A 20,310-nucleotide genomic window follows, 5' to 3' on the forward strand; every position below is an offset into this window, starting at 1 on the left:
GAAAGGGGAAATAACTTGGCTAAAAAATTAATGGAATTTCAAACTGATGATGAGATGGAACTCTTTGCTTTAATAAAGGGCGCTGAAAAAAGAGTCACGAAGACTGGAAAAGATTTTATTGCGTTGACGTTTCAGGATCGCTCTGGTGAAATTCGGGGAAATTACTGGGATGCAAAAGAGGAAGACTTTAAGAATTTTCAAGCTGGAAGGGTTGTTTTACTGAAGGGCAAACGTGAAATATATAAAAATGCGCCACAAGTTAAGATCATTTCAATGCGCGTTGCCCGTGATGATGAACCGAGTGATCCAACCATGTACACTCAAAAAGCTCCCGTTTCAGCTGATCAATTACGAGATGAATTTGCTAAACTCGTTTTTGAAATCACTAATCCTGACTGGAATCGAGTTGTAAGGTATTTATTGAAAAAGTATGATCGGGAATTTTTCACTTTTCCAGCTGCAAAAACCAATCATCATGCGTTTGAGGGTGGCCTGGCATTTCATACACTGTCAATCGTAAAATTGGCGAAAAGTGTGATTACCCAGTATGAACAGGTTGATGAATCGTTGCTCATTGCAGGGGCAATTTTACATGACCTAGGTAAAACGATTGAATTGTCTGGTCCAGTAGCAACGAAGTATACGATTGAAGGAAATTTGCTTGGACACATCGTGATCGTTGATGAGGAAATTGTAGAAGCAGCGAAGGATTTAAAAATTGATCCGAGTTCCGAATCACTGGTTGTTTTAAGACATATGATTGTTTCACATCATGGATTAAAAGAATACGGTTCGCCGGTTGAACCACACATGCTCGAAGCAGTAATTTTACATGCTTTGGATGAGTTGGACGCTGAAATTCAAATGGTTTCAGGCGCATTGAAAAATACTGAACCAGGTGATTTTAGTGAGCGAATTTTTGGAATGGACGGACGCAATTTTTATAAACCAAGCATCAATTAGTTTGGATCAATTGAAGTGCGGTTTCGTGAACATGAACTAAGCAATAGATCTAACCGGCCGTTATAGAAAATAAGCGGCTTAAAATGTAAAATGCTCCATAACTCTAACCATTGCGGTGTCTAGAGCTATGGAGCATTTTTGATATTTTAATTTCTTACAAAATGATTATTTGCTACTTGAGGAACTACCAAGATAATCATCAAGAACATTCTTAAGATCGTTGTCTTTGATAGTAACATTGCCTTTCTTAAGTACCTTTGTAATTACGCTTCGTAGTTTTGTACTACTGCTCATGTCATCAGTCCAGATACGTTCTTTAAGGTCTTTTGTATGATCAGACATCTTACCCTTTGCAGGCTTCTTCAACATTTTAATAACTTGATAGCCGTATTCAGTTTTGACAGGAGTAGTTGTATATTTCCCTTCGTCAAGTTTGAACGCAGCTTTCTTGAAGTCAGAGTCTAAAGTAGTGTTTGTATCGTCAAAAGCGGCGATCTTTCCACCATTATTTTTTGAAGAAGAATCAGTTGAATACTTCTTAGCTAGATCGGAGAAGTCTTTACCATCTTTTAATTCATCAATAACCTTGTCGGCGGTATCTTTCTTTGAAACTAAGATTTGAGCAACCGTTACTTTAGGTTGATAATTTTCCCATTCTTTTTTCAAATCTGCATTTGAAATCTTGTCGAGATCCTTAACGGCTTCCTTCAATAAAAGATTAGAACGAATTTGAGTTCTCAAAGAAGAAGCAGTCATGCCATTAGATGATAAGACACTCTTAAATGACGAGCCATATTGATCTTTATAAGAGTTGTATTGCTTAGTGACGGTCTTCTTTGAAACTTTGTCACCATATTGCTTTTCCAACACTTTGTTAACGATCATTTCTTGAAGAACTTGTTTACCACTCGAAGTATCCTTTAAACTACTGTAATACTCGTCTTGAGTGATTTTACCACCTGATGTAGTGGCAACAGTTTTATTTCCACATGCTGCTAAGGTTAGTGCTATTGCGATACTGGCTAACCCGATTAAAACCTTTTTCATTACAATTTACACATCCCAACAATATAATTTGTTAAATACAAAGCCTATCATACCATAACCGCTGAAGCTATAAGTAATCAGCGAAAAACTTTATAAAATGTTTGCATCATTTTCGTTTTTTATCCAAAGTTTGCTTCTGAACCTGATTGAGTTCATTGGTTATATGCTTCTGAAGCTCGCTAATTTTATCAAGCCGAGGCTGAAGTTTATATTGAAAACGGTCAACAGATCGATCAATTTGATTTACCGTCCGTTCAGTTTTTTTTAGCTCAACTTGAAGTTGCGCGGAGTTTGCCTTAAGAGATTGTAATGCGTCAATCAAGTCACTCAATGCGGTTAGATATGAATTAAAAGATAATTTTAAATCACGGATAAAGTTGGGATGGTTAACGATGTAATTTAGACTCTTCCAACCAATCCAGGATCCGATGCTCCATTTAAGCCAAGAAGTTTTCGTTTTCTTTTTTGCCATAATTAATTCTCCAACTGTTTAACAATTTGTCTTTGAATTTTTTGTAGTTGTTCAGAAGTATATTTCGAACTATTGTCTATAAACTTCATCCCAAAACCATCATTTTCAGAATAACGCGGAATTAGATGGAAATGTGAATGAAAAACGCTTTGATAAGCTAACTCACCATTATTATTAACAATATTCATTGCCTTAATTGAGGGGTCGCTATCCCTGACTGCTTTTGCAATTCGTGGAATTCTTGAAAATACTTCAGCAGCTAAATCTTGATCATAAGCAAAGATATCTGGTACGTGCTTTTTGGGGATTACCAAGGTGTGACCAGGCGTGGTTTGTGAAATATCTAAAAAGGCCTTAACAATGTCATCTTCATAGACGGTATAGCTTGGAATTTCACCCGCAACAATTTTGCAAAACACACAATTTTCATCCATATAAATCTACCTCCATTTTTAAGTTTAATTATACATGAATTTTTATAAACTGTATTGGTATGTTCAACGATTTCAAATCTTGATATGATATACTAATGGGGATTTTTAAAATGTTTTTCAAATGATTGGGGACTTAAAATTGACACTATCAATTGAACATTTAACTGGAGGGTATACACAAACTCCAGTGATTAAGGATATTAATTTTGACGTAAAAAATGGAGAACTAATGGGGTTGATCGGGTTAAATGGTGCCGGTAAATCAACCACCATTAATCATATAATTGGTTTAATGCAACCCATGAAGGGAAAAATTCTCCTGGATGGGGTTGACTTGTGGCAACAACCAGAGGAGTACAAATCTAAATTGGCCTACATTCCTGAAATGCCGATTTTGTATGATGAATTAACGCTACGTGAACACATTGAACTGACCATCAAAGCTTATGAAATGAATCCAACGCAGGCTTGGAAAACAGCTAACGAACTTTTGAAGACTTTTCGATTAGATAATAAATTAGACTGGTTTCCGGCAAATTTTTCAAAAGGAATGCGTCAAAAAGTGATGATTGTATGTGCATTTATGACAAATGCAGAACTATTTATTGTTGACGAACCTTTTTTGGGTCTGGACCCGTTGGCTATCGATGATTTATTAAACGTTATTAATGAAAAAAAACGAAGCGGTGCATCGATTTTGATGTCGACGCACGTCCTTGATACCGCGGAAAAGTATTGTGATCGATTTGCACTTTTAAATGAAGGTAAACTAAAAGCGGTTGGTACGTTAAATGATTTTCAGATTAAGTATCAGGCTCCGCAACAAAGCTTGAACGATATTTATCTAGCAATTGCAAAGTGTGATCGTCATGAATGAAATCTGGAATGATCGGTCCAAAAAATATCAGAAAATGATTTTGAAATATTTACGCTATGTTCTAAACGATCATCTGGTATTGGCATTATTATTTTTTGTAGGTGGGTTAGGGCTCGCATATTCGAATTGGTTAAAAACCCTAGAACCTGGATTGTGGTATTTGAAACCATTACTTTTTTTGGTATTAGGAATGTTGACAATGGTTGGTCAACCAATATTATTATTGGAAGAACCAGACAAAATATTTTTGATGGCGCAGGAGAAAAATATTCAAATTTATTTAAAAAGGTCAATTCGAAGATCGTTATTTTCAGCCATGTTACCATTGCTAGTGGGAAGCGTTTTGATTTTTCCTCTGTTGGCACTAGAGTTTCACAACTTGCTGGTCGTTGGTATTCTGATTTTTTCAACACTTATTGGTTTGTTTACCAACATATTAACCGATTACCAAATGCTCTTTTATGGAAAAAACCTAAAATTAATTAAGCAAGTCTTAGTTATAGCATTGATTGGAATTGGAGTCGCTTTTAGTCCAATACTGGGTGTTATTGGATTGATTGGAATTTTTATTTTCAATTTAAGTCTGCTGGGGAAAATATTTAAGCAAGGGAGCTTTTATTGGAATAAAGCAATTAAGGTTGAGTCTAACCGAATGAACCGACTGTATCATTTCTTTAGTCTGTTCACGACGGTTAAAAACATTCAACCTCGTGTGAAAAGAAGAAAATATGCGGATGGAATAATTAACTTTCTTTCAAGAAAAGACACGACATTTACGTATCTATATTCGAGAATAATTATTCGTAGTGGCAGCCAAGGAAATTTAATGCTCCGATTATTGTTACTAGGAGCGTTAATTGAGGGATTTAGCAATGAAATTTTGCTTAAAGTTCTTATTGGAGCGGTGACCACGTATTTGATTGTAATTCAAATGGTTGATGTATACCGGCCGGTGCATGAAAACATATTTGTTAGAATCTACCCAATTAACATTGAAAATCAAGAAAAAGACTTGTTATCTGTTATGAAAAGAATCATACTTATAAGCGCGATATTTTTAACGGCAATCGGACTGATCTCTAATCATTCACTGGAATTTATACTAGGTTCAGTTATGGCACAGCTTGCCATTGCGATTGTTTTGTTAAAATGGTTTGTCCCAAGATATATTAAAAAATTAAAAAATTAAAATAATAATTAAGAGGTAATTATGAGAGTTAGAAATAAACCGTGGGCGCCTGAATTAATTGAGGCACATCCCGACCTGATTGTTGAAAAAGGACAAGAATTCAAGGGAAAGTGGCATGAACGTTTTGCTAAAAAACAACCACTTTTTATTGAAGTCGGAACGGGTAAAGGCCAATTTATTATTAATATGGCTAAAAAGTATCCTCAATATAACTTTATTGGAATTGAGATTCAAAAAACGGTGATTGCGATTGCCTTAAAAAATGCATTAGAAGAACAGTTGCCAAATCTTCAATTTTTATACGCTGATGGGGCCGAGTTAACGGATTATTTTGAAGATCATGAGGTATCAAAGGTATTTTTAAACTTTTCTGATCCTTGGCCAAAAACACGACATGAAAAACGCCGTTTGACCTTTAAAAGCTTTTTAAAAGTATATGAGCAAATTTTAATTGAACATGGCGTAGTTGAGTTTAAGACGGATAATCAGGGACTGTTTGAATATTCCTTATCGAGTTTGAATAATTACGGAATGCACTTTGATGGAGTTTGGCTTGATTTGCATCATAGTGAAGAAAACGATGAAAATGTCGAAACTGAGTATGAGCACAAGTTTAGTGCAAAGGGACAACCAATTTATAAAGTTCGCGCTCATTTTTAAGTTGATAAGTGGTTCATAGAGGATTTTTGCCATACCGTCCGAGTTGAAAAAGATAAAGCGTAAATCCCACGGATTTACGCTTTATCTTACATTATTCTGATATTGCTAAAGATCTTATTGTTTTAACGGCGATAAATGTCAATAATGGTTCCGGTATATGCGTCTGCAATGAATTCGTATTGGATTAATTCATTTTCTTCATATTTTGTAATACCACCGTAGTATACGGAAGCCCTTAAGCCAAATCGATTTAAGGGCGCGGCCTTGGATTCAATCCAAGCGCCTTCAATAGGGCCGTCTTCTTCAAAAGATTTGCGTACTCTTGCTAAGGCGGCTTGTGGTCGGACTTTTCGATGTCCCTTAATTTGGTTAGTAATTAAGGAGCCAAGCACGAAGGTTCCGATTGCTGTTAGTGTAATTCCAGTAAGTACAGATGATTTAGATGCCATGAAACCACTTCCTTTTCTTCAAGTTTAACATTATTGGAAGTAATTTGAGAATGAAAAACTATATAAATTTAAGGAGAATTGAGATGCTAGTTGCAAGTTATAATAAAGAAACAATGGGAGATATCCTGATTACAATGATTCGCCCAGATGCTGAAGAAACCGAATTCATCCAAAAGGATAATGTGGTTCGAATTTTTGATCCAAAGACGAATGAAACAACTGGATTTAATTTTTTAAATGCTAGTGCGGTTTTAGGAACGCTTGATTCTAAAGGGCCAGTGACGCTTAACGCTGCTCAGGTTAATGCTTTAAATAAAATTCTAGACGAGGCTGGATTTGATCCAGAAATAGTTGTTGATATAGAGCCAAAGTTTGTTGTGGGATACGTAAAATCAGCCAAGCCCCATCCAGATTCAGATCATTTACAAATTACTGAAACAATGGTGGATCAAGGTAAGGTTGTGCAAATTGTTAGCGGATCACCCAATATGGTGGAACATATCAAAGTCGTTGTTGCAAAAGTCGGTGCTATTATGCCGGACGGATTGGTTATTTGGCCGGGAAAATTACGTGGCATTGAGAGTGACGGAATGATCGTTTCTGGTCGGGAATTAAAGTTAAATAATGCTCCCCAAAAGAAAGGTGCATTAATTTTGCCAGATGACTTTGTAGTTGGAGAGGCATTTGATTTTGAAAAGGGTAACCATATTTTTGATTAGGAGAATGGTATAAATGGCTAAGTATGATGGACCAGCCTTTTTTAGAAAAAAGGGACTAGATTTAAAAAATAAATCGCTAGAAAATCAAGATCATCAAAACTCAATCATGAGAAAAGAAAGTTTTACACCAGCCATTAAACAACGTTCCCAATATCCTGAACAAGACGTAGCTTCTAAAGTAAATTCACAGTCGTCTAAAACGAACAAATCTAGCCTGTCTTTAAAAACAGATCAAGAACAAAAAGAAAAGCATTTGTCTGTAAATAATCAAAAAGAAACCCAGTCCCAAGTATCACAGACACCACAGCGGTTTAAAATGCCTCGAACGTCTTATAAGGCTCCAAAACGAAAAATGCCCGTTCTTAATAAAGTTCAGAATCGGCATCAACTAGAGCCAAGCCGAATTCAACTTATGCAAAATCAAGAATCGATTGCTCCTAATGACAGTTTAAAGAGCACAAATTCGGCTATGGTTAAAAGTGCTGACTCAGTTAGTGTAACGGTTAAAAATGAACAAAATCCGACAGAACTTAACCGTGGGAATCATAATCAGATTGATAATCATCAATTAGGTTATCAATTTCCTAGTGAGAAGTTGTTACCGCCACAGGTGGTCGATGAAAGTAATACGGATGAGTGGTTAGAAGACCAAATTCAGCGTTTAAACGATGCTCTATTAGCTTTCGATGTTGATGCGGACGTTGTTAATTGGACGGTTGGTCCAACCGTCACGCAGTTTGAAGTTGAATTAGGTCGAGGCGTCAAGGTTAATAAAATTACTAATTTAGCGGATGATTTAAAATTACAATTGGCGGCTAAAGATATTCGGATTGAGGCTCCAATTCCTGGTAAAAATACGGTTGGAATTGAGGTTCCTAATTTACATCCACGACCTGTTCCGCTAAGTGAAATTATCGAATCTGATAATTTTAAGCGTAGCGAGTCGCCATTAACAGTTGCTTTAGGGGTTGACTTGTTCGGTGAACCGCAAGTTTATGATTTGAGAAAAATGCCGCACGGACTGATTGCCGGAGCAACTGGTTCGGGTAAAAGTGTTTTTATTAATAGTGTGTTAATTTCGCTCTTATATAAAGCAACTCCACAGGAACTTAAGTTGCTTTTGATTGATCCAAAGACGGTGGAACTTGCCCCATATAATGAGTTACCTCATCTATTAGCTCCCGTAATCTCAGATCCAAAAGCTGCTTCTGCATCTTTGAAATGGGTCACTAATGAAATGGATCAGCGTTACGAACGGCTAGCTGCCGCAGGGGCCAGAAATATTGAACAATTTAATAAGAAGGCCGAGAAGGCAAACAATGACGCAAATAAAATGCCTTATATTGTGGTCGTTATCGATGAACTGGCTGACTTAATGATGGTCTCTTCATCTGAAGTTCAAGATTATATTGTAAGAATTACTCAAAAAGCACGGGCGGCTGGGATTCACTTATTGATTGCTACCCAACGGCCAAGCGTTGATGTTGTAACGGGCTTGATCAAAAATAACATTCCAACCCGTGTTGCATTTATGGTTTCTAGTCAAGTTGATTCGCGTACAATCCTAGACCATTCTGGTGCCGAGCGTTTATTGGGTCGAGGGGACATGCTTTTCTTGGGTAACGGTAAGAGTAATCCAATGCGTCTTCAAGGAGCTTTTATCGATGAAGAAATTGATGACATAACGGATTTTGTTCGGGAACAAGCCGCGCCTAAGTACGCTTTTAATCCAAATGAACTAAAAGAAAAAAATGAAGAACTGAATAGCGAAGACGAGTTGATGGGTGATGTATTGGAATTCTTGGCAAGTGAAGATACAATTTCTACTTCAAAATTACAACGAATGTTTTCGATTGGATATAATCGGGCGGCTACAATTATCGATCAATTAGAGGCGTCGGGCTATATTTCTGAGTCGCGGGGATCTAAACCGCGGGAAGTTTATTACAACACTGATGAAACGCAAGAATAATATGATAAACTAAAAATAATCAAAATTATAGGAGTGGTAAAGGTGGATAAAGATTCAACTTATTATTTTATCGGTATTAAGGGGTCGGGGATGAGTTCATTGGCCCTTATTTTGCATGACGAAGGATACAAAGTAGAAGGATCGGATATTGAGCAGTATACCTTTACTCAAAAAGGATTGGAAGAAGCCGGAATTAAAATTTTGCCGTTCAATCCTGATAATTTACGCGCTGGTTTAACGGTGGTTGCAGGAAACGCATTTACAGATGATCATCCGGAAATTAAGCGGGCACATGAACTAGGTCTAACGGTAATTCGATATCATGAATTGCTTGGACAAATGCTAGACTCTTACACTAGTATTGGAGTGGCCGGAACTCATGGTAAAACGAGTACAACCGGATTGTTAGCACATGTTTTAAGCGGCCTAGATAAGACGAGCTATTTAATCGGTGACGGAACTGGCAAGGGAATTCCCGATGCCCGCTTCTTTGTATTTGAAGCTGATGAATATCGTCGTCACTTTGTCGCATACCATCCTGACTATATGATTATGACGAATGTTGATTTCGATCATCCTGATTATTATAAAGATTTGGCTGATGTTGAAAGTGCCTTTCAGCAGGTTGCTAATCAAGTCAAAAAAGGGATTTTTGCGTGGGGTGAAGATGAAAATCTACGTAAATTAAAAACCGATGTGCCAATTTATTATTATGGTACTAAAGAAAATGACGATTTTCAGGCAAAAAATATTGAACGAACAACAACAGGATCAGAATTCGATGTCTTCCACAATGGTGAGAAATTAGGTCGGTTTACGATTAACCTTTTTGGCGAACACAACGTTTTAAACTCTTTGGCCGTAATAGCAGTTGCGTTTTTCGAAAAAGTCGATTTAGATTTAGTTCAAAAAGAAATTTTGAGTTATCAAGGTGTTAAGCGACGTTTTTCAAAAGAGACCGTGGCCGATAACATTTTAATTGATGATTATGCACACCACCCATCAGAAATAAAAGCAACAATTGATGCTGCTCGCCAGGAGTTTCCTGATAAGAAGATTGTAGCTGTTTTTCAGCCGCACACTTATTCACGCACAGCAGCTTTAATTGATGGATTTGCTCAAAGCTTGAGTTTGGCTGATCAAGTCGTTTTAACTGAAATATTCGGTTCTGCGCGGGAAAACGCGGGAGAAGTTTCATCTCAAGATCTGGCTGATAAGATTGGTAATAACACCCGTTTAATCCATGAAGATGATCTATCCGCAATTAGTAATTTACATGATGCAGTACTAGTCTTTATGGGAGCCGGCGATATTACAAAATATGAAAATGCCTATAAAGCATTATTTAAATAAAAAGAAAATTTAATTTTTGACTAATGTTGACCTTTATTGATAGCTATTCCATAATTTTCTTGTTACAATGTGGTAAATAAAGAATGGAGGAATTAGATTGGATCAACAGCAAAATGTGATTAATACGGAAATCGGTTTAAACCGATTTCTAACAAAAATGTACGGCTGGATGGCCGCGGCGGTTGCTTTTTCAGGTGTTATCGCTTATATGGGAGCGACAATTTGGCGTCCAGCAATTATGACATTTCTCTCACAAGGACGAATGAGTATATGGATTATTTTCATTGCCTTGTTTATGTTCATGATTTTTGGCCAAAAGGCGGCTCTAAGAAACCCAACGGTTAGTTTTTTAATGCTATTTGCTTTTTCTGGTTTCTTCGGAATAACGCTATCGAGTGTCTTTCTGATCTATAGCATTGGAACAATTGCCGGAGCATTCTTTTCGGCGGCCTCTGTTTTCATTGTCATGAGCATTATGGGTGTAACCACGAAGCGAGATCTTTCAAAAATGGGGAACCAGTTGATTGCGGCATTAATTGCAATGTTGGTTGTGTCAGTTGTTAATATGTTCTTCATTCACAGTACGGCGGTTACATTCTTCTTTTCCATTATCGGAATTGTGATATTTGCCGGTTTGGCCATGTATGATACCGCAACAATGAAAAGATTATATTTAAATTATGGTGATCAGGTTTCAGAAACAGGATTAGCCATTCAAGGTGCTTTTAGTCTCTACCTTGACTTTATTAACCTCTTCCAATTCTTCTTAACTATTTTTGGAGGAGTGGGAGGTAACCGAGATTAATTAATATCTTATTAATTCAATTAAACCGAAGGTCAATCTTATTCACGTTGGCCTTCGGTTTTTGGTATTATTGAAGAGGATAGAAAACGGAGGAAATTATGGAAAAAGACAAATTATTATTAATCGATGGAAATAGCATTGCGTTTCGGTCTTTTTTTGCGTTACATAATTCTTTAAGCAAATTTACAAATAAAGACGGATTACATACGAATGCAATTTATGGATTTAACAAAATGTTGGATAACATTTTAGCGCAGTATCAGCCAACGGCCGCGTTAGTTGCTTTTGATGCCGGAAAGACGACTTTTAGAACTAAAATGTTTGATAATTATAAAGGTGGACGCTCTAAAACACCGCCGGAACTTTCAGAACAGATGCCATATTTACGTGAACTTTTAACAGGATATGGCATTAAATCATATGAACTTCCAGACTATGAAGCAGATGATATTATCGGAACTCTTTCAAAAGAAGCGGAGGAGCAGGGTTATTCCGTAACAATTGTCACAGGAGACCGAGACTTAACTCAACTGAGTAGTGATAAAACAACCGTAGCAGTTACCAAAAAAGGTGTCAGTGAGGTTGAAGAATACACTCCAAGTTATGTTGAGGAAAAGCTAGGTGTAACACCACAACAAATAATCGACATTAAAGGCCTTGCCGGAGATACTTCTGATAACTATCCGGGGGTTACTAAAATTGGAGAGAAAACGGCAATTAAGTTACTAAAAGAATATGGTTCGGTAGAAACACTGTATGAGCATATTGATGAATTGAAGAAAAGTAAAATGAAAGAGCACCTAATTGAAGATCGTGAACAGGCGTTTATGTCTAAAAAACTAGCAACTATTAAGAGGGATGCTCCAGTTAAAATTTCTTTACAAGATATCAACTATGAAGGAAAAAATGAAGATTTTCTAATTAATTTTTACCAAAAGATGAATTTTAAGTCGTTCTTAAGTCAAATGAATCAAACGGCAGCGGATGTGGATGAAGAAATTAAGTTTAATATTTTGGATGAACAGAATATTGAACAATTAAAAAACTTACCAGATGAAATTTGCTTTTACTTAGAGATGCTCGATAAAAACTACCATTTATCCGATTTTTGTGGCTTTGTGATTGGGACCCCAGAAAACATTTGGGTTAGTGATGATATTGAACTGCTGAATAATGCGGTTATCAAAAACTTATTAGGTAGTTCGACTACCAAAGTTAACCTTTTTGATGGAAAGCGGACGTATGTCGGACTACATCGCTTGGGTATTGAATTAGACAATATTAATTTTGATATCTTGTTGCAATCATATCTACTTGATACGAATGATAACTCAAATGACCTAGGTCAATTAGCACATGAACATAATTATAATCAAATTGATACCGATGCTGAAGTATACGGAACTGGTGCGAAGCGGGCTGTTCCAGAAACGACAATATTATTGAAACATTTAGCTCGTAAAGTGAAGGCGATTCAAGTTTTAGGGGAACAGCTTCAAGCAGAGTTAGTGGATAATAAACAGGAAAAATTATATTGGGAAATTGAGTTACCTTTATCAATCGTCCTAGCTAAAATGGAAATTAGTGGGATTAAAGTCAATAGTGATCGATTACATCAGATGCAGAGTGAATTTACGGAACGCCTTGCCGAAATTGAAACTGATATTTATCGTGAAGCGGGTGAAGAATTCAATATTAATTCGCCTAAACAGTTGGGTGAAGTCCTTTTTGAAAAGATGAAGTTACCGGTTATTAAAAAAACTAAGACGGGTTATTCAACAGCTGTAGACGTATTGGAAAAGCTTCAGGGCGAATCGCCTATTATTGACAATATTTTGAATTATCGGACAATATCAAAAATAAAGTCAACTTACGTCGAAGGACTTTTAAAGGTGATTCATTCAAATGATCAAAAGATTCATACGACTTATCTCCAAACTTTAACGCAAACAGGCCGGTTATCGTCAATTGAACCCAATTTACAAAATATTCCAATTCGAATTGAAGAAGGAAAGAAAATTCGTCAGGCCTTTATCCCTTCACACAAAGGGTGGCACATTCTTTCTTCTGATTACTCTCAAATTGAATTGCGTGTATTGGCACATATTACGGGCGACAAACATCTACAAGAAGCCTTTAAAAACGGGGAAGACATTCATTCTAGTACCGCTATTCGAATTTTTGGATTAAAGGATGCTAGCGAAGTCACACCGAACATTCGTCGGCAAGCAAAGGCGGTTAATTTTGGAATTGTGTATGGGATTAGTGATTATGGTTTATCCCAGAATATTGGCATTTCACGAAAAGATGCTAAGAAGTTTATTGAAACCTATTTCAAAGAATTTCCGGGTGTAAAAAAATATATTGACTCCTCAGTTGAATTGGCGAAAGAGCAAGGATACGTTGAAACAATTTCACACAGAAGAAGATATTTGCCAGATATTCATTCTTCAAGTTTCAATTTACGATCGTTTGCCGAGCGAACTGCAATGAACACGCCGATTCAAGGTAGTGCGGCCGATATTATAAAAATTGCAATGATCAATATGGAAAAAGAACTTGAAACGAGAAATTTAAAGACGAGAATGTTATTACAAGTACACGATGAATTAATTTTTGAAGTTCCTGATGAAGAAATGGCAGAAATTAAAAAATTAGTACCAAGTGTTATGGATTCGGCAATCAAACTGGATGTTCCACTAAAGGTTGAAACTTCTTGGGGAAACACATGGTACGATGCAAAATAACTGGAGGGAATAAAAATGCCTGAATTACCTGAGGTAGAAACTGTTCGAAGAGGGTTAGTTGCATTAGTTAAAGGAAGAACCATTGAACGGGTGATTGTTAGGTATCCCAAAATGGTTACTCCAGAAGCGCCAATCTTTGTTGAAAAATTAAAGAATCAAAAAATCATTGATATTAAAAGACGCGGGAAATACCTTCTTTTTAATTTTAGTGATGATTTAGTCATGGTCTCACATTTACGAATGGAAGGAAAGTATTCGGTAGTAGGGCGGCAAGAGCCGTATGGCAAGCATGACCATGTAATTTTCGAGTTGGATAACGGACAGGATTTACGATATAACGATACTCGTAAATTTGGACGAATGAATCTGGTTTCTGCGGGTGAAGAGATGCAAATCGGTGGATTAAAAACCATTGGTCCTGAACCCACGCCGGAGACACTAACTTTGGAATACTTAACGCATCAACTTCGGAGCCGAAAACGGGGAATGAAGAGCTTTTTACTTGATCAGTCAATGATTGCCGGATTAGGCAACATCTACGCCGACGAGGTCCTCTGGCTGAGTAAAATTCATCCACAGCAAGTCTCCAATACGCTTACTAATGAAGAAATTAAACTTTTACGTGAAAGCATATTTGCAGAACTTGGAAAGGCGATTGAGGCAAAGGGAACAACGGTCTTTTCATATTTAAATGCAGACGGCCATGCTGGAAGCTTTCAGAATCAATTAAACGTTTACCATCGTCAGGGACTTCCATGTCATCGGTGTGGAACTTTAATTGAACGAATCAAGGTTGCTCAGAGAGGGACTCACTTTTGCCCTCATTGCCAAGTGTTGAGGTAGATAAATGTCAGTAATAATAGGTTTGACCGGTGGTATTGCGATGGGAAAGTCAACAATTAGTAACTTTTTGAAGAAAAAGGGGATTAAAGTTGTTGATGCGGATCAAATTGCACACGCAGTTTTAAATTTTTCGAACGTTGTGTCAGATATTGCGGACACATTTGGAAAAATTTTTTTGAATCCGGATGGTACGGTTGATCGGAAACGGCTAGGAAAAATTGTTTTCAGTGATCCAGATAAATTGAAAAGACTAAATGCGATTGTCCAACCACAAATCAGGGCGGAAATTTCAAAAAAAATTGCTACTCTTAGTAGTGAAAAAATGGTTATTTTGGATGCGCCAGTCTTATTTGAGCAAGGATACGAAAAATCAGTGGATTACGTGATGGTTGTGGCAACGGATGAAAAAACGCAAATTAGCCGTTTGATGCAGCGAGATAACTTAAGTAAATCAGATGCCAAGAAAAGAATAGAGGCACAAATTCCAATTGAAGAGAAGATGAAAAAAGCGACGGTTGTAATTGACACCAGCGGGACAATTGAAGCCACGCAACAACAAGTGGTAAAATGGCTTGTTAATAAGAAATTGCTTCAAAACCCTGGAGAATTTGGCGAGGTAAAATAAAATGAGATGTCCACACTGTGGTAATAATGGATCTAGAGTTGTTGATAGTCGTCCAACCGATGAGGGGCGAGTTATTCGACGAAGAAGAGAATGTGAAAAATGCGGTTTTAGATTTACAACTTTTGAGAGAGTAGAGGCGACCCCTCTGCTGGTCATTAAAAAGAATGGCTCAAGAGAAGAATTTGATCGTGATAAAATTTTACGAGGAATTGTACGAGCGGCCGAAAAACGACCAGTAAAAATGGATCAAATGACTGATATAGTTGATAAGGTTGAAAATAAAGTCCGCTCTTTGGGTGAGAGTGAAATTTCAAGCCAAATTATCGGTGAATACGTAATGAACATTTTAGTCGACTTAGATGAAATTGCATATATTAGGTTTGCCAGTGTTTACCGCCAATTTAAGGATATGAACGTTTTCTTGAATGAATTACAGGACATGGTCAAAAAAGATGAGGAAAAGGGAAAAAGTAAATGAATGAGTTAGCACCAAATGATTCATTTATCATTAACTGCCAGCGGAAAGCAAGCGACCTTGAACGAAAAGCTTTGGTTGCACTTTATCGCCCGCTTTTAACATCAGATGCCTACAGCTTAATATCAGTCCTTTGGGAATTGGAAGAAGAGACTGTAAGTTTAGAAAACCAATATCGACATGTGATCTTACTGAACTGGCTAGGAATTGATTTGCCGTCAATTGAGGATGCACGGGGACGATTAGAAGCCTTAGGATTAATGCAAACTTTGCGTAAGCAGGTTGACAATCGTTCACTTTTTATATATGAATTGCAGCCTCCTGCGGACCCAATGAAGTTTTTTAAGGATGACACACTGAGTGCTTTACTTTTGGGAGTGATCGGTGAAAAAGAATTCTATCGTTTAAGTCATTCATTTATAAAAGCTGCATCTAACCATCAAGATTTTTATAATGTTTCAAAGAAAATCAATGATTATTTTCAATTGGGGAATAACGTGATCAACAAGTCAGAGGCAATTGAAAAGGTGCAAAATCAATTGGAAGATAGCAATGCAGTTATTGAAGATGAGGGAATTAACCATAACTTCGATTTCAAGCTATTGGAACAAATTTTAAGCACTAGTTTTGTTGACCATGAGAGTCTAATGAATAATCAACACCTGATTATGGTTGAACAGACAATTTATGGAATCAATGAAATGGAAATGAGTCAGTTTATCCAAGCGGCAACAAGCTATCAGGATAATCAAATTGATGAAAATGAATTGAAGAAAAAAATTGCGGCCACCTTTGATAGCCCAGTCTCGGGCGTGCAAGCTAAAAAGACCCCCAATTTGATGAATGTTTCTGATGAAAAAATCAACTATAAACAAATCAATAATTTAACAAAACAAGAGCAAGAAGTAATTAATGCCACGTACGCAATGGCACCAATTGACTTTATTAGAAGTTTGAAGGAATCTTCAGGCGGATTTTTAACTTCTGCCGAGGAAAGAGTGATTTCGAGCTTAGTGAATACGGGAATGATTCCAGTTAGCGTTGTTAACTTTTTGATCTATTATTTACTAGTTGACCAGGGAAATGCTACATTAAATAAAAATTTAGCCGAGGCAATCGCTAATAGTTGGATTAAAAATAAAGTTCAAACTCCCGTTGAAGCCTTGAACTTTGTTCGAAATCGGCAAAATGAGCGAAAAACAAAGTCATATTCTAAGAGCAAAAAAATTGTTCAAAGGGAGACGCTTCCAGATTGGGCCAAACCGGATAATGAGCAGAGCAAAAAAGCAACTAAAAAAGCCGATCCAAATACAACCAAAAAAATTAATGAACAGCTTAAAAAGCTCCGTTCTAGAGGTAGGGAGGGGTAATAATGGAAAATGTTCGACAAACTTTACAGGAATTGATGAGCAAAAGAAAGCTTGATGAACGATTTAGAGATGTTATGAAAACTGTTTATTCTGATCCTGAAGTGATTGCATTTTGTGAAAAACACAAGGAAGAACTGTCAAAAGAAGCGGTTGAACGTAGTGCCGCCAAACTGTATGAATTTGTGACCGAACGAAAAAAGATCGAAGCTAATCAACCGACGTTTTTGCCAGGTTATCAGCCTGTTTTAGTGTTGAGCAATCATCTAATTGATATTGAATATGTTCCTACTCGACAAAGGAATCTAATGGAACAGGAGCAAAAAAGACGTGCCTTAGTTAAATCGATTAATATGCCAAAACTAATTCAAAGAGCAACGTTGGAAGATTACTACCAGGAGCCTGAGCGAACGGACGCTTTGTCAGTGGTCATTGATTTTGTTACAAGTTATTTGGATGACCCCCGAGGGTTCCATAAGGGGGTCTACCTAACGGGAAGTTTTGGAGTTGGAAAAACTTATCTAATGGGAGCAATGGCAAATGCGTTGGCCGATCAGGGAGGATATTCGACAACTATTATTCATTTTCCGAGTCTGGCGGTTGAATTAAAAAACGCAATTGGTGAACAAAACACCACCATTCAAGATAAAATTGATGCTGTTAAAAAAGCTCCAATTTTGGTAATTGATGATATTGGTGCAGACAGCATTTCTTCCTGGATTAGGGATGATGTTTTAGGAGTGATTTTAGAGTATCGAATGCAAGAAGAACTTCCAACGTTCTTTACCTCTAATTTTTCAATGAGCCAATTAGAAAGAGAACACTTAACTGTCAATCAGCGTGGTGAGGCGGAGCCGTTGAAGGCCAAAAGGCTGATGGAACGAATTAAATTTCTCAGTACTGAAATATCAATGACTGGAAAAAATCATCGACAAGATTGACAAGCTGAAAAAAATAGGTAAAATGGTTGTTATAAATCACAGTCAAACATGTAGTTTTTAATTCAGGGAGCGGAGCCGTGACTGCAAGCAAAGCAATGAAAAACTTCCCAATTGACTAGAGGCTGATCGAAATATCAGCTCGGTAGCCACCGTTATGGTTTTTAATTGAGTGGTAGGTTAGTTTAATAACCTGCAATGAGGGTGGAACCGCGTGAATTAACGTTGTAATTAACACGTCCCTGGTAATTTATTACCAGGGATTTTTTTGTACATAAAATTAAAGGAGAGTATGGTTATGGCAGAAATTAAAATTGAATTTCCAGATGGCAGTGTAAAACCGTTTGAGGCGGGGGTCTCAGTTTTAGATATTGCAAAGTCAATCAGCACAAGCTTGGCAAAAAAGGCGGTTGCCGGAAAATTAGACGATCAATTAGTGCGTTTGGACCAAAAAATTGAGCAAGGTGCAAAGGTTGAAATCGTAACCAAGGATTCTGCTGACGGAAACGTAGTGAACTGGAATTCCGCAGCCTTAGTTTTGACTGCCGCAATTAAAAGTATCTACCCTGAAGTTCATTTTGGCGAAATTGATAATGGTGAACACGGTTTTTACGTTGATACAGATAAGACCGACCAGCAAATTTCAGTTGATCAATTACCAGCAATTGAAGACAAGATGAAAGAGATGATTAAGTCCAAGATTGCTTTGAAGCACGAATTGGTCAGCGTAGACGATGCTTTAGCTAGTGTTGATGGCGACCCTTATCAAGCCATGATTATTAAGCGTAATGCGCAAGATAATCAAGTTAGCGTTTACGATATTGACGGCAAAATTGTCGTTAGTGATAACGTTGCTTTATTGAATACGGCCGATATTAAAGCTGTCAAACTACTTTCTGTAGCGGGCGCATATTGGGAAGGAAAGTCTAGTAACCCAATGTTACAAAGAATTTATGGAACTTCGTTCTATAAACAAAAAGAACTAGATGCTGAATTGGTTCGTCAACAGGAAGCCCGTGAACGAGACCATCGAGTAATTGGTAATAATTTGGATCTGTTCTTTGTTGATCCAAAGGTTGGAGCTGGATTACCTTATTGGATGCCAAATGGAGCAACAATTCGTCGAACAATTGAACGCTACATTATTGACAAAGAAGTTAAGCATGGCTACCAACACGTTTATACGCCCGTTTTAATGAACTTAGATGCTTATAAGACATCTGGTCACTGGCAGCATTACCGGGAAGATATGTTCCCACCAATGGATATGGGTGATGGCGAAATGTTGGAACTACGTCCCATGAATTGTCCTTCTCATATTCAAGTGTATAAGCATCACATTCGTTCTTACCGCGAACTTCCAATTCGAATTGCTGAATTGGGTATGATGCATCGTTATGAAAAATCAGGTGCTCTTTCAGGTTTACAACGAGTACGTGAAATGACTTTGAATGATGGTCATACATTTGTTGCGCCAGACCAAATTCAAGACGAATTCAAAAAAGTCCTTCAATTAATGGTTGAAGTATACAAAGACTTTAATATTACGGATTATTCATTCCGTTTGAGCTATCGTGATCCGAAGAATACAGAAAAGTATTTTGATGATGACGAAATGTGGAACCATTCGCAATCAATGTTGAAAGCCGCAATGGATGACCTTGGATTAGACTACGTTGAAGCCGAAGGAGAAGCCGCTTTCTACGGTCCTAAATTGGACGTTCAAACAAAGACAGCCCTTGGAAATGAAGAGACACTTTCAACTATTCAATTAGACTTTATGCTACCTAAGCAGTTCGATTTACATTACGTGGGGGCTGATGGAGAAGAACATCGTCCAGTGATGATTCACCGGGGCTTAGTTTCAACGATGGAACGTTTTACAGCTTATCTAATTGAAATGTACAAGGGTGCCTTTCCAACTTGGTTAGCACCAAAACAAGTAACAATTATTCCAGTTAAGGATGACTTGCATGGTGAATATGCGGATCAATTACGTCAAAAGATGGTCGATCAAGACATTCGTGCTGAAGTTGATCATCGTAACGAGAAGATGGGCTATAAGATCCGCGAAGCTCAAACCCAAAAGGTACCTTACATTTTGGTGGTTGGTGATGACGAATTAGAAGCTGATGCAGTTAGTGTACGGCATTACGGTGAAGAGAGTTCAAAATCAGAATCAAGTGCGGAATTTATCGATAACTTGGTTAATGAAATTGCAACTTACAGTCGTGAAGATTAAGAAAGTCGGTTTTACTATAAATTGATTTTTAAATTTAAATGAAGCTTGGATAGGGAAGGGCCTGTGACAAAAAATTGATGTCACAGGCCCTTTTTATTGATAATCAATCATAAAAGTAAATGTATAATGAATG

The 20,310-nt window shown here is 37.2% G+C and carries 19 protein-coding genes; 15 read left to right on the forward strand and 4 right to left on the reverse strand.

Translation table 11 applies throughout. From position 1 onward, the window contains the following. Window positions 1-15 precede the first annotated feature (15 nt). Window positions 16-963 (forward strand): 3'-5' exoribonuclease YhaM family protein, encoded by a 948-nt coding sequence (locus IV81_RS02650; RefSeq protein WP_057802007.1) that lies wholly within the window; start codon window positions 16-18, stop codon window positions 961-963. A gap of 165 nt (window positions 964-1,128) precedes the next feature. Here IV81_RS02650 and IV81_RS02655 read toward each other — a convergent pair whose 3' ends face one another. The 3 genes from IV81_RS02655 to IV81_RS02665 form a co-directional block, all read right to left on the reverse strand. Next, window positions 1,129-2,010: a peptidylprolyl isomerase PrsA gene (locus tag IV81_RS02655; protein ID WP_057802009.1), complete on the reverse strand. Its 882-nt coding sequence runs from the start codon at window positions 2,008-2,010 to the stop codon at window positions 1,129-1,131. A 106-nt stretch (window positions 2,011-2,116) separates the two neighbouring features. Further along, on the reverse strand, window positions 2,117-2,482 hold the full coding sequence (locus tag IV81_RS02660; protein ID WP_057802012.1) for a hypothetical protein: 366 nt from the start codon (window positions 2,480-2,482) through the stop codon (window positions 2,117-2,119). A 2-nt stretch (window positions 2,483-2,484) separates the two neighbouring features. Further along, window positions 2,485-2,916, reverse strand: a complete 432-nt coding sequence (locus tag IV81_RS02665) for an HIT family protein (RefSeq protein WP_057802014.1) — start codon at window positions 2,914-2,916, stop codon at window positions 2,485-2,487. A 139-nt stretch (window positions 2,917-3,055) separates the two neighbouring features. On the opposite strand from IV81_RS02665, the gene IV81_RS02670 reads away from it, so the two are divergent. From IV81_RS02670 to trmB, 3 genes are read left to right on the forward strand one after another with little or no spacing between them, the layout of a single operon-like run. After that, window positions 3,056-3,793 carry an ABC transporter ATP-binding protein gene (locus IV81_RS02670; protein WP_057802113.1) on the forward strand — a complete coding sequence of 246 codons (738 nt, stop codon included), beginning with the start codon at window positions 3,056-3,058 and terminating at the stop codon, window positions 3,791-3,793. Further along, window positions 3,786-4,982, forward strand: coding sequence for an ABC transporter permease (locus tag IV81_RS02675; RefSeq protein WP_057802016.1), 1,197 nt, complete (start codon window positions 3,786-3,788; stop codon window positions 4,980-4,982). The genes IV81_RS02670 and IV81_RS02675 overlap by 8 nt, the downstream gene beginning before the upstream one ends. Before the next feature lie 21 nt (window positions 4,983-5,003). Further along, the gene (gene trmB, locus IV81_RS02680) at window positions 5,004-5,642 is read left to right on the forward strand and encodes a tRNA (guanosine(46)-N7)-methyltransferase TrmB (RefSeq protein ID WP_057802018.1); all 639 of its coding nucleotides are present in this window, start codon (window positions 5,004-5,006) and stop codon (window positions 5,640-5,642) included. Between the two features lie 122 nt (window positions 5,643-5,764). Here trmB and IV81_RS02685 read toward each other — a convergent pair whose 3' ends face one another. Next, on the reverse strand, window positions 5,765-6,091 hold the full coding sequence (locus IV81_RS02685; RefSeq protein WP_057802020.1) for a PepSY domain-containing protein: 327 nt from the start codon (window positions 6,089-6,091) through the stop codon (window positions 5,765-5,767). 83 nt (window positions 6,092-6,174) lie between these two features. On the opposite strand from IV81_RS02685, the gene ytpR reads away from it, so the two are divergent. The 11 genes from ytpR to thrS all read left to right on the forward strand — a co-directional run bounded on the left by ytpR (window position 6,175) and on the right by thrS (window position 20,177). Next, on the forward strand, window positions 6,175-6,810 hold the full coding sequence (gene ytpR / locus IV81_RS02690; RefSeq protein WP_057802022.1) for a YtpR family tRNA-binding protein: 636 nt from the start codon (window positions 6,175-6,177) through the stop codon (window positions 6,808-6,810). Window positions 6,811-6,823: 13 nt separating this feature from the next. Beyond that, window positions 6,824-8,782, forward strand: coding sequence for a DNA translocase FtsK (locus tag IV81_RS02695; protein ID WP_057802024.1), 1,959 nt, complete (start codon window positions 6,824-6,826; stop codon window positions 8,780-8,782). Between the two features lie 42 nt (window positions 8,783-8,824). Next, the gene (gene murC / locus IV81_RS02700) at window positions 8,825-10,135 is read left to right on the forward strand and encodes a UDP-N-acetylmuramate--L-alanine ligase (RefSeq protein ID WP_057802026.1); all 1,311 of its coding nucleotides are present in this window, start codon (window positions 8,825-8,827) and stop codon (window positions 10,133-10,135) included. A gap of 97 nt (window positions 10,136-10,232) precedes the next feature. After that, the gene (locus IV81_RS02705) at window positions 10,233-10,940 is read left to right on the forward strand and encodes a Bax inhibitor-1/YccA family protein (RefSeq protein ID WP_057802028.1); all 708 of its coding nucleotides are present in this window, start codon (window positions 10,233-10,235) and stop codon (window positions 10,938-10,940) included. Between the two features lie 98 nt (window positions 10,941-11,038). Beyond that, the gene (polA, locus tag IV81_RS02710; protein WP_057802030.1) at window positions 11,039-13,687 is read left to right on the forward strand and encodes a DNA polymerase I; all 2,649 of its coding nucleotides are present in this window, start codon (window positions 11,039-11,041) and stop codon (window positions 13,685-13,687) included. A gap of 15 nt (window positions 13,688-13,702) precedes the next feature. After that, window positions 13,703-14,530, forward strand: a complete 828-nt coding sequence (gene mutM / locus IV81_RS02715) for a DNA-formamidopyrimidine glycosylase (protein ID WP_057802032.1) — start codon at window positions 13,703-13,705, stop codon at window positions 14,528-14,530. Window positions 14,531-14,534: 4 nt separating this feature from the next. After that, complete coding sequence (gene coaE, locus IV81_RS02720) at window positions 14,535-15,155, forward strand: dephospho-CoA kinase (RefSeq protein ID WP_057802034.1); 621 nt, start codon at window positions 14,535-14,537, stop codon at window positions 15,153-15,155. Window position 15,156: 1 nt separating this feature from the next. Further along, window positions 15,157-15,633 (forward strand): transcriptional regulator NrdR, encoded by a 477-nt coding sequence (gene nrdR, locus IV81_RS02725; protein WP_057802036.1) that lies wholly within the window; start codon window positions 15,157-15,159, stop codon window positions 15,631-15,633. Further along, window positions 15,630-17,000 (forward strand): replication initiation and membrane attachment family protein, encoded by a 1,371-nt coding sequence (locus tag IV81_RS02730; RefSeq protein ID WP_057802038.1) that lies wholly within the window; start codon window positions 15,630-15,632, stop codon window positions 16,998-17,000. Before nrdR ends, IV81_RS02730 begins: the two co-directional genes overlap by 4 nt. A gap of 2 nt (window positions 17,001-17,002) precedes the next feature. Next, on the forward strand, window positions 17,003-17,938 hold the full coding sequence (gene dnaI / locus IV81_RS02735) for a primosomal protein DnaI (protein WP_057802040.1): 936 nt from the start codon (window positions 17,003-17,005) through the stop codon (window positions 17,936-17,938). Between the two features lie 295 nt (window positions 17,939-18,233). Then, window positions 18,234-20,177: a threonine--tRNA ligase gene (thrS, locus tag IV81_RS02740; protein WP_057802042.1), complete on the forward strand. Its 1,944-nt coding sequence runs from the start codon at window positions 18,234-18,236 to the stop codon at window positions 20,175-20,177. Window positions 20,178-20,310: the final 133 nt, after the last annotated feature.

This window comes from Pediococcus stilesii (assembly GCF_001437075.1).
Lineage (GTDB): Bacteria > Bacillota > Bacilli > Lactobacillales > Lactobacillaceae > Pediococcus > Pediococcus stilesii.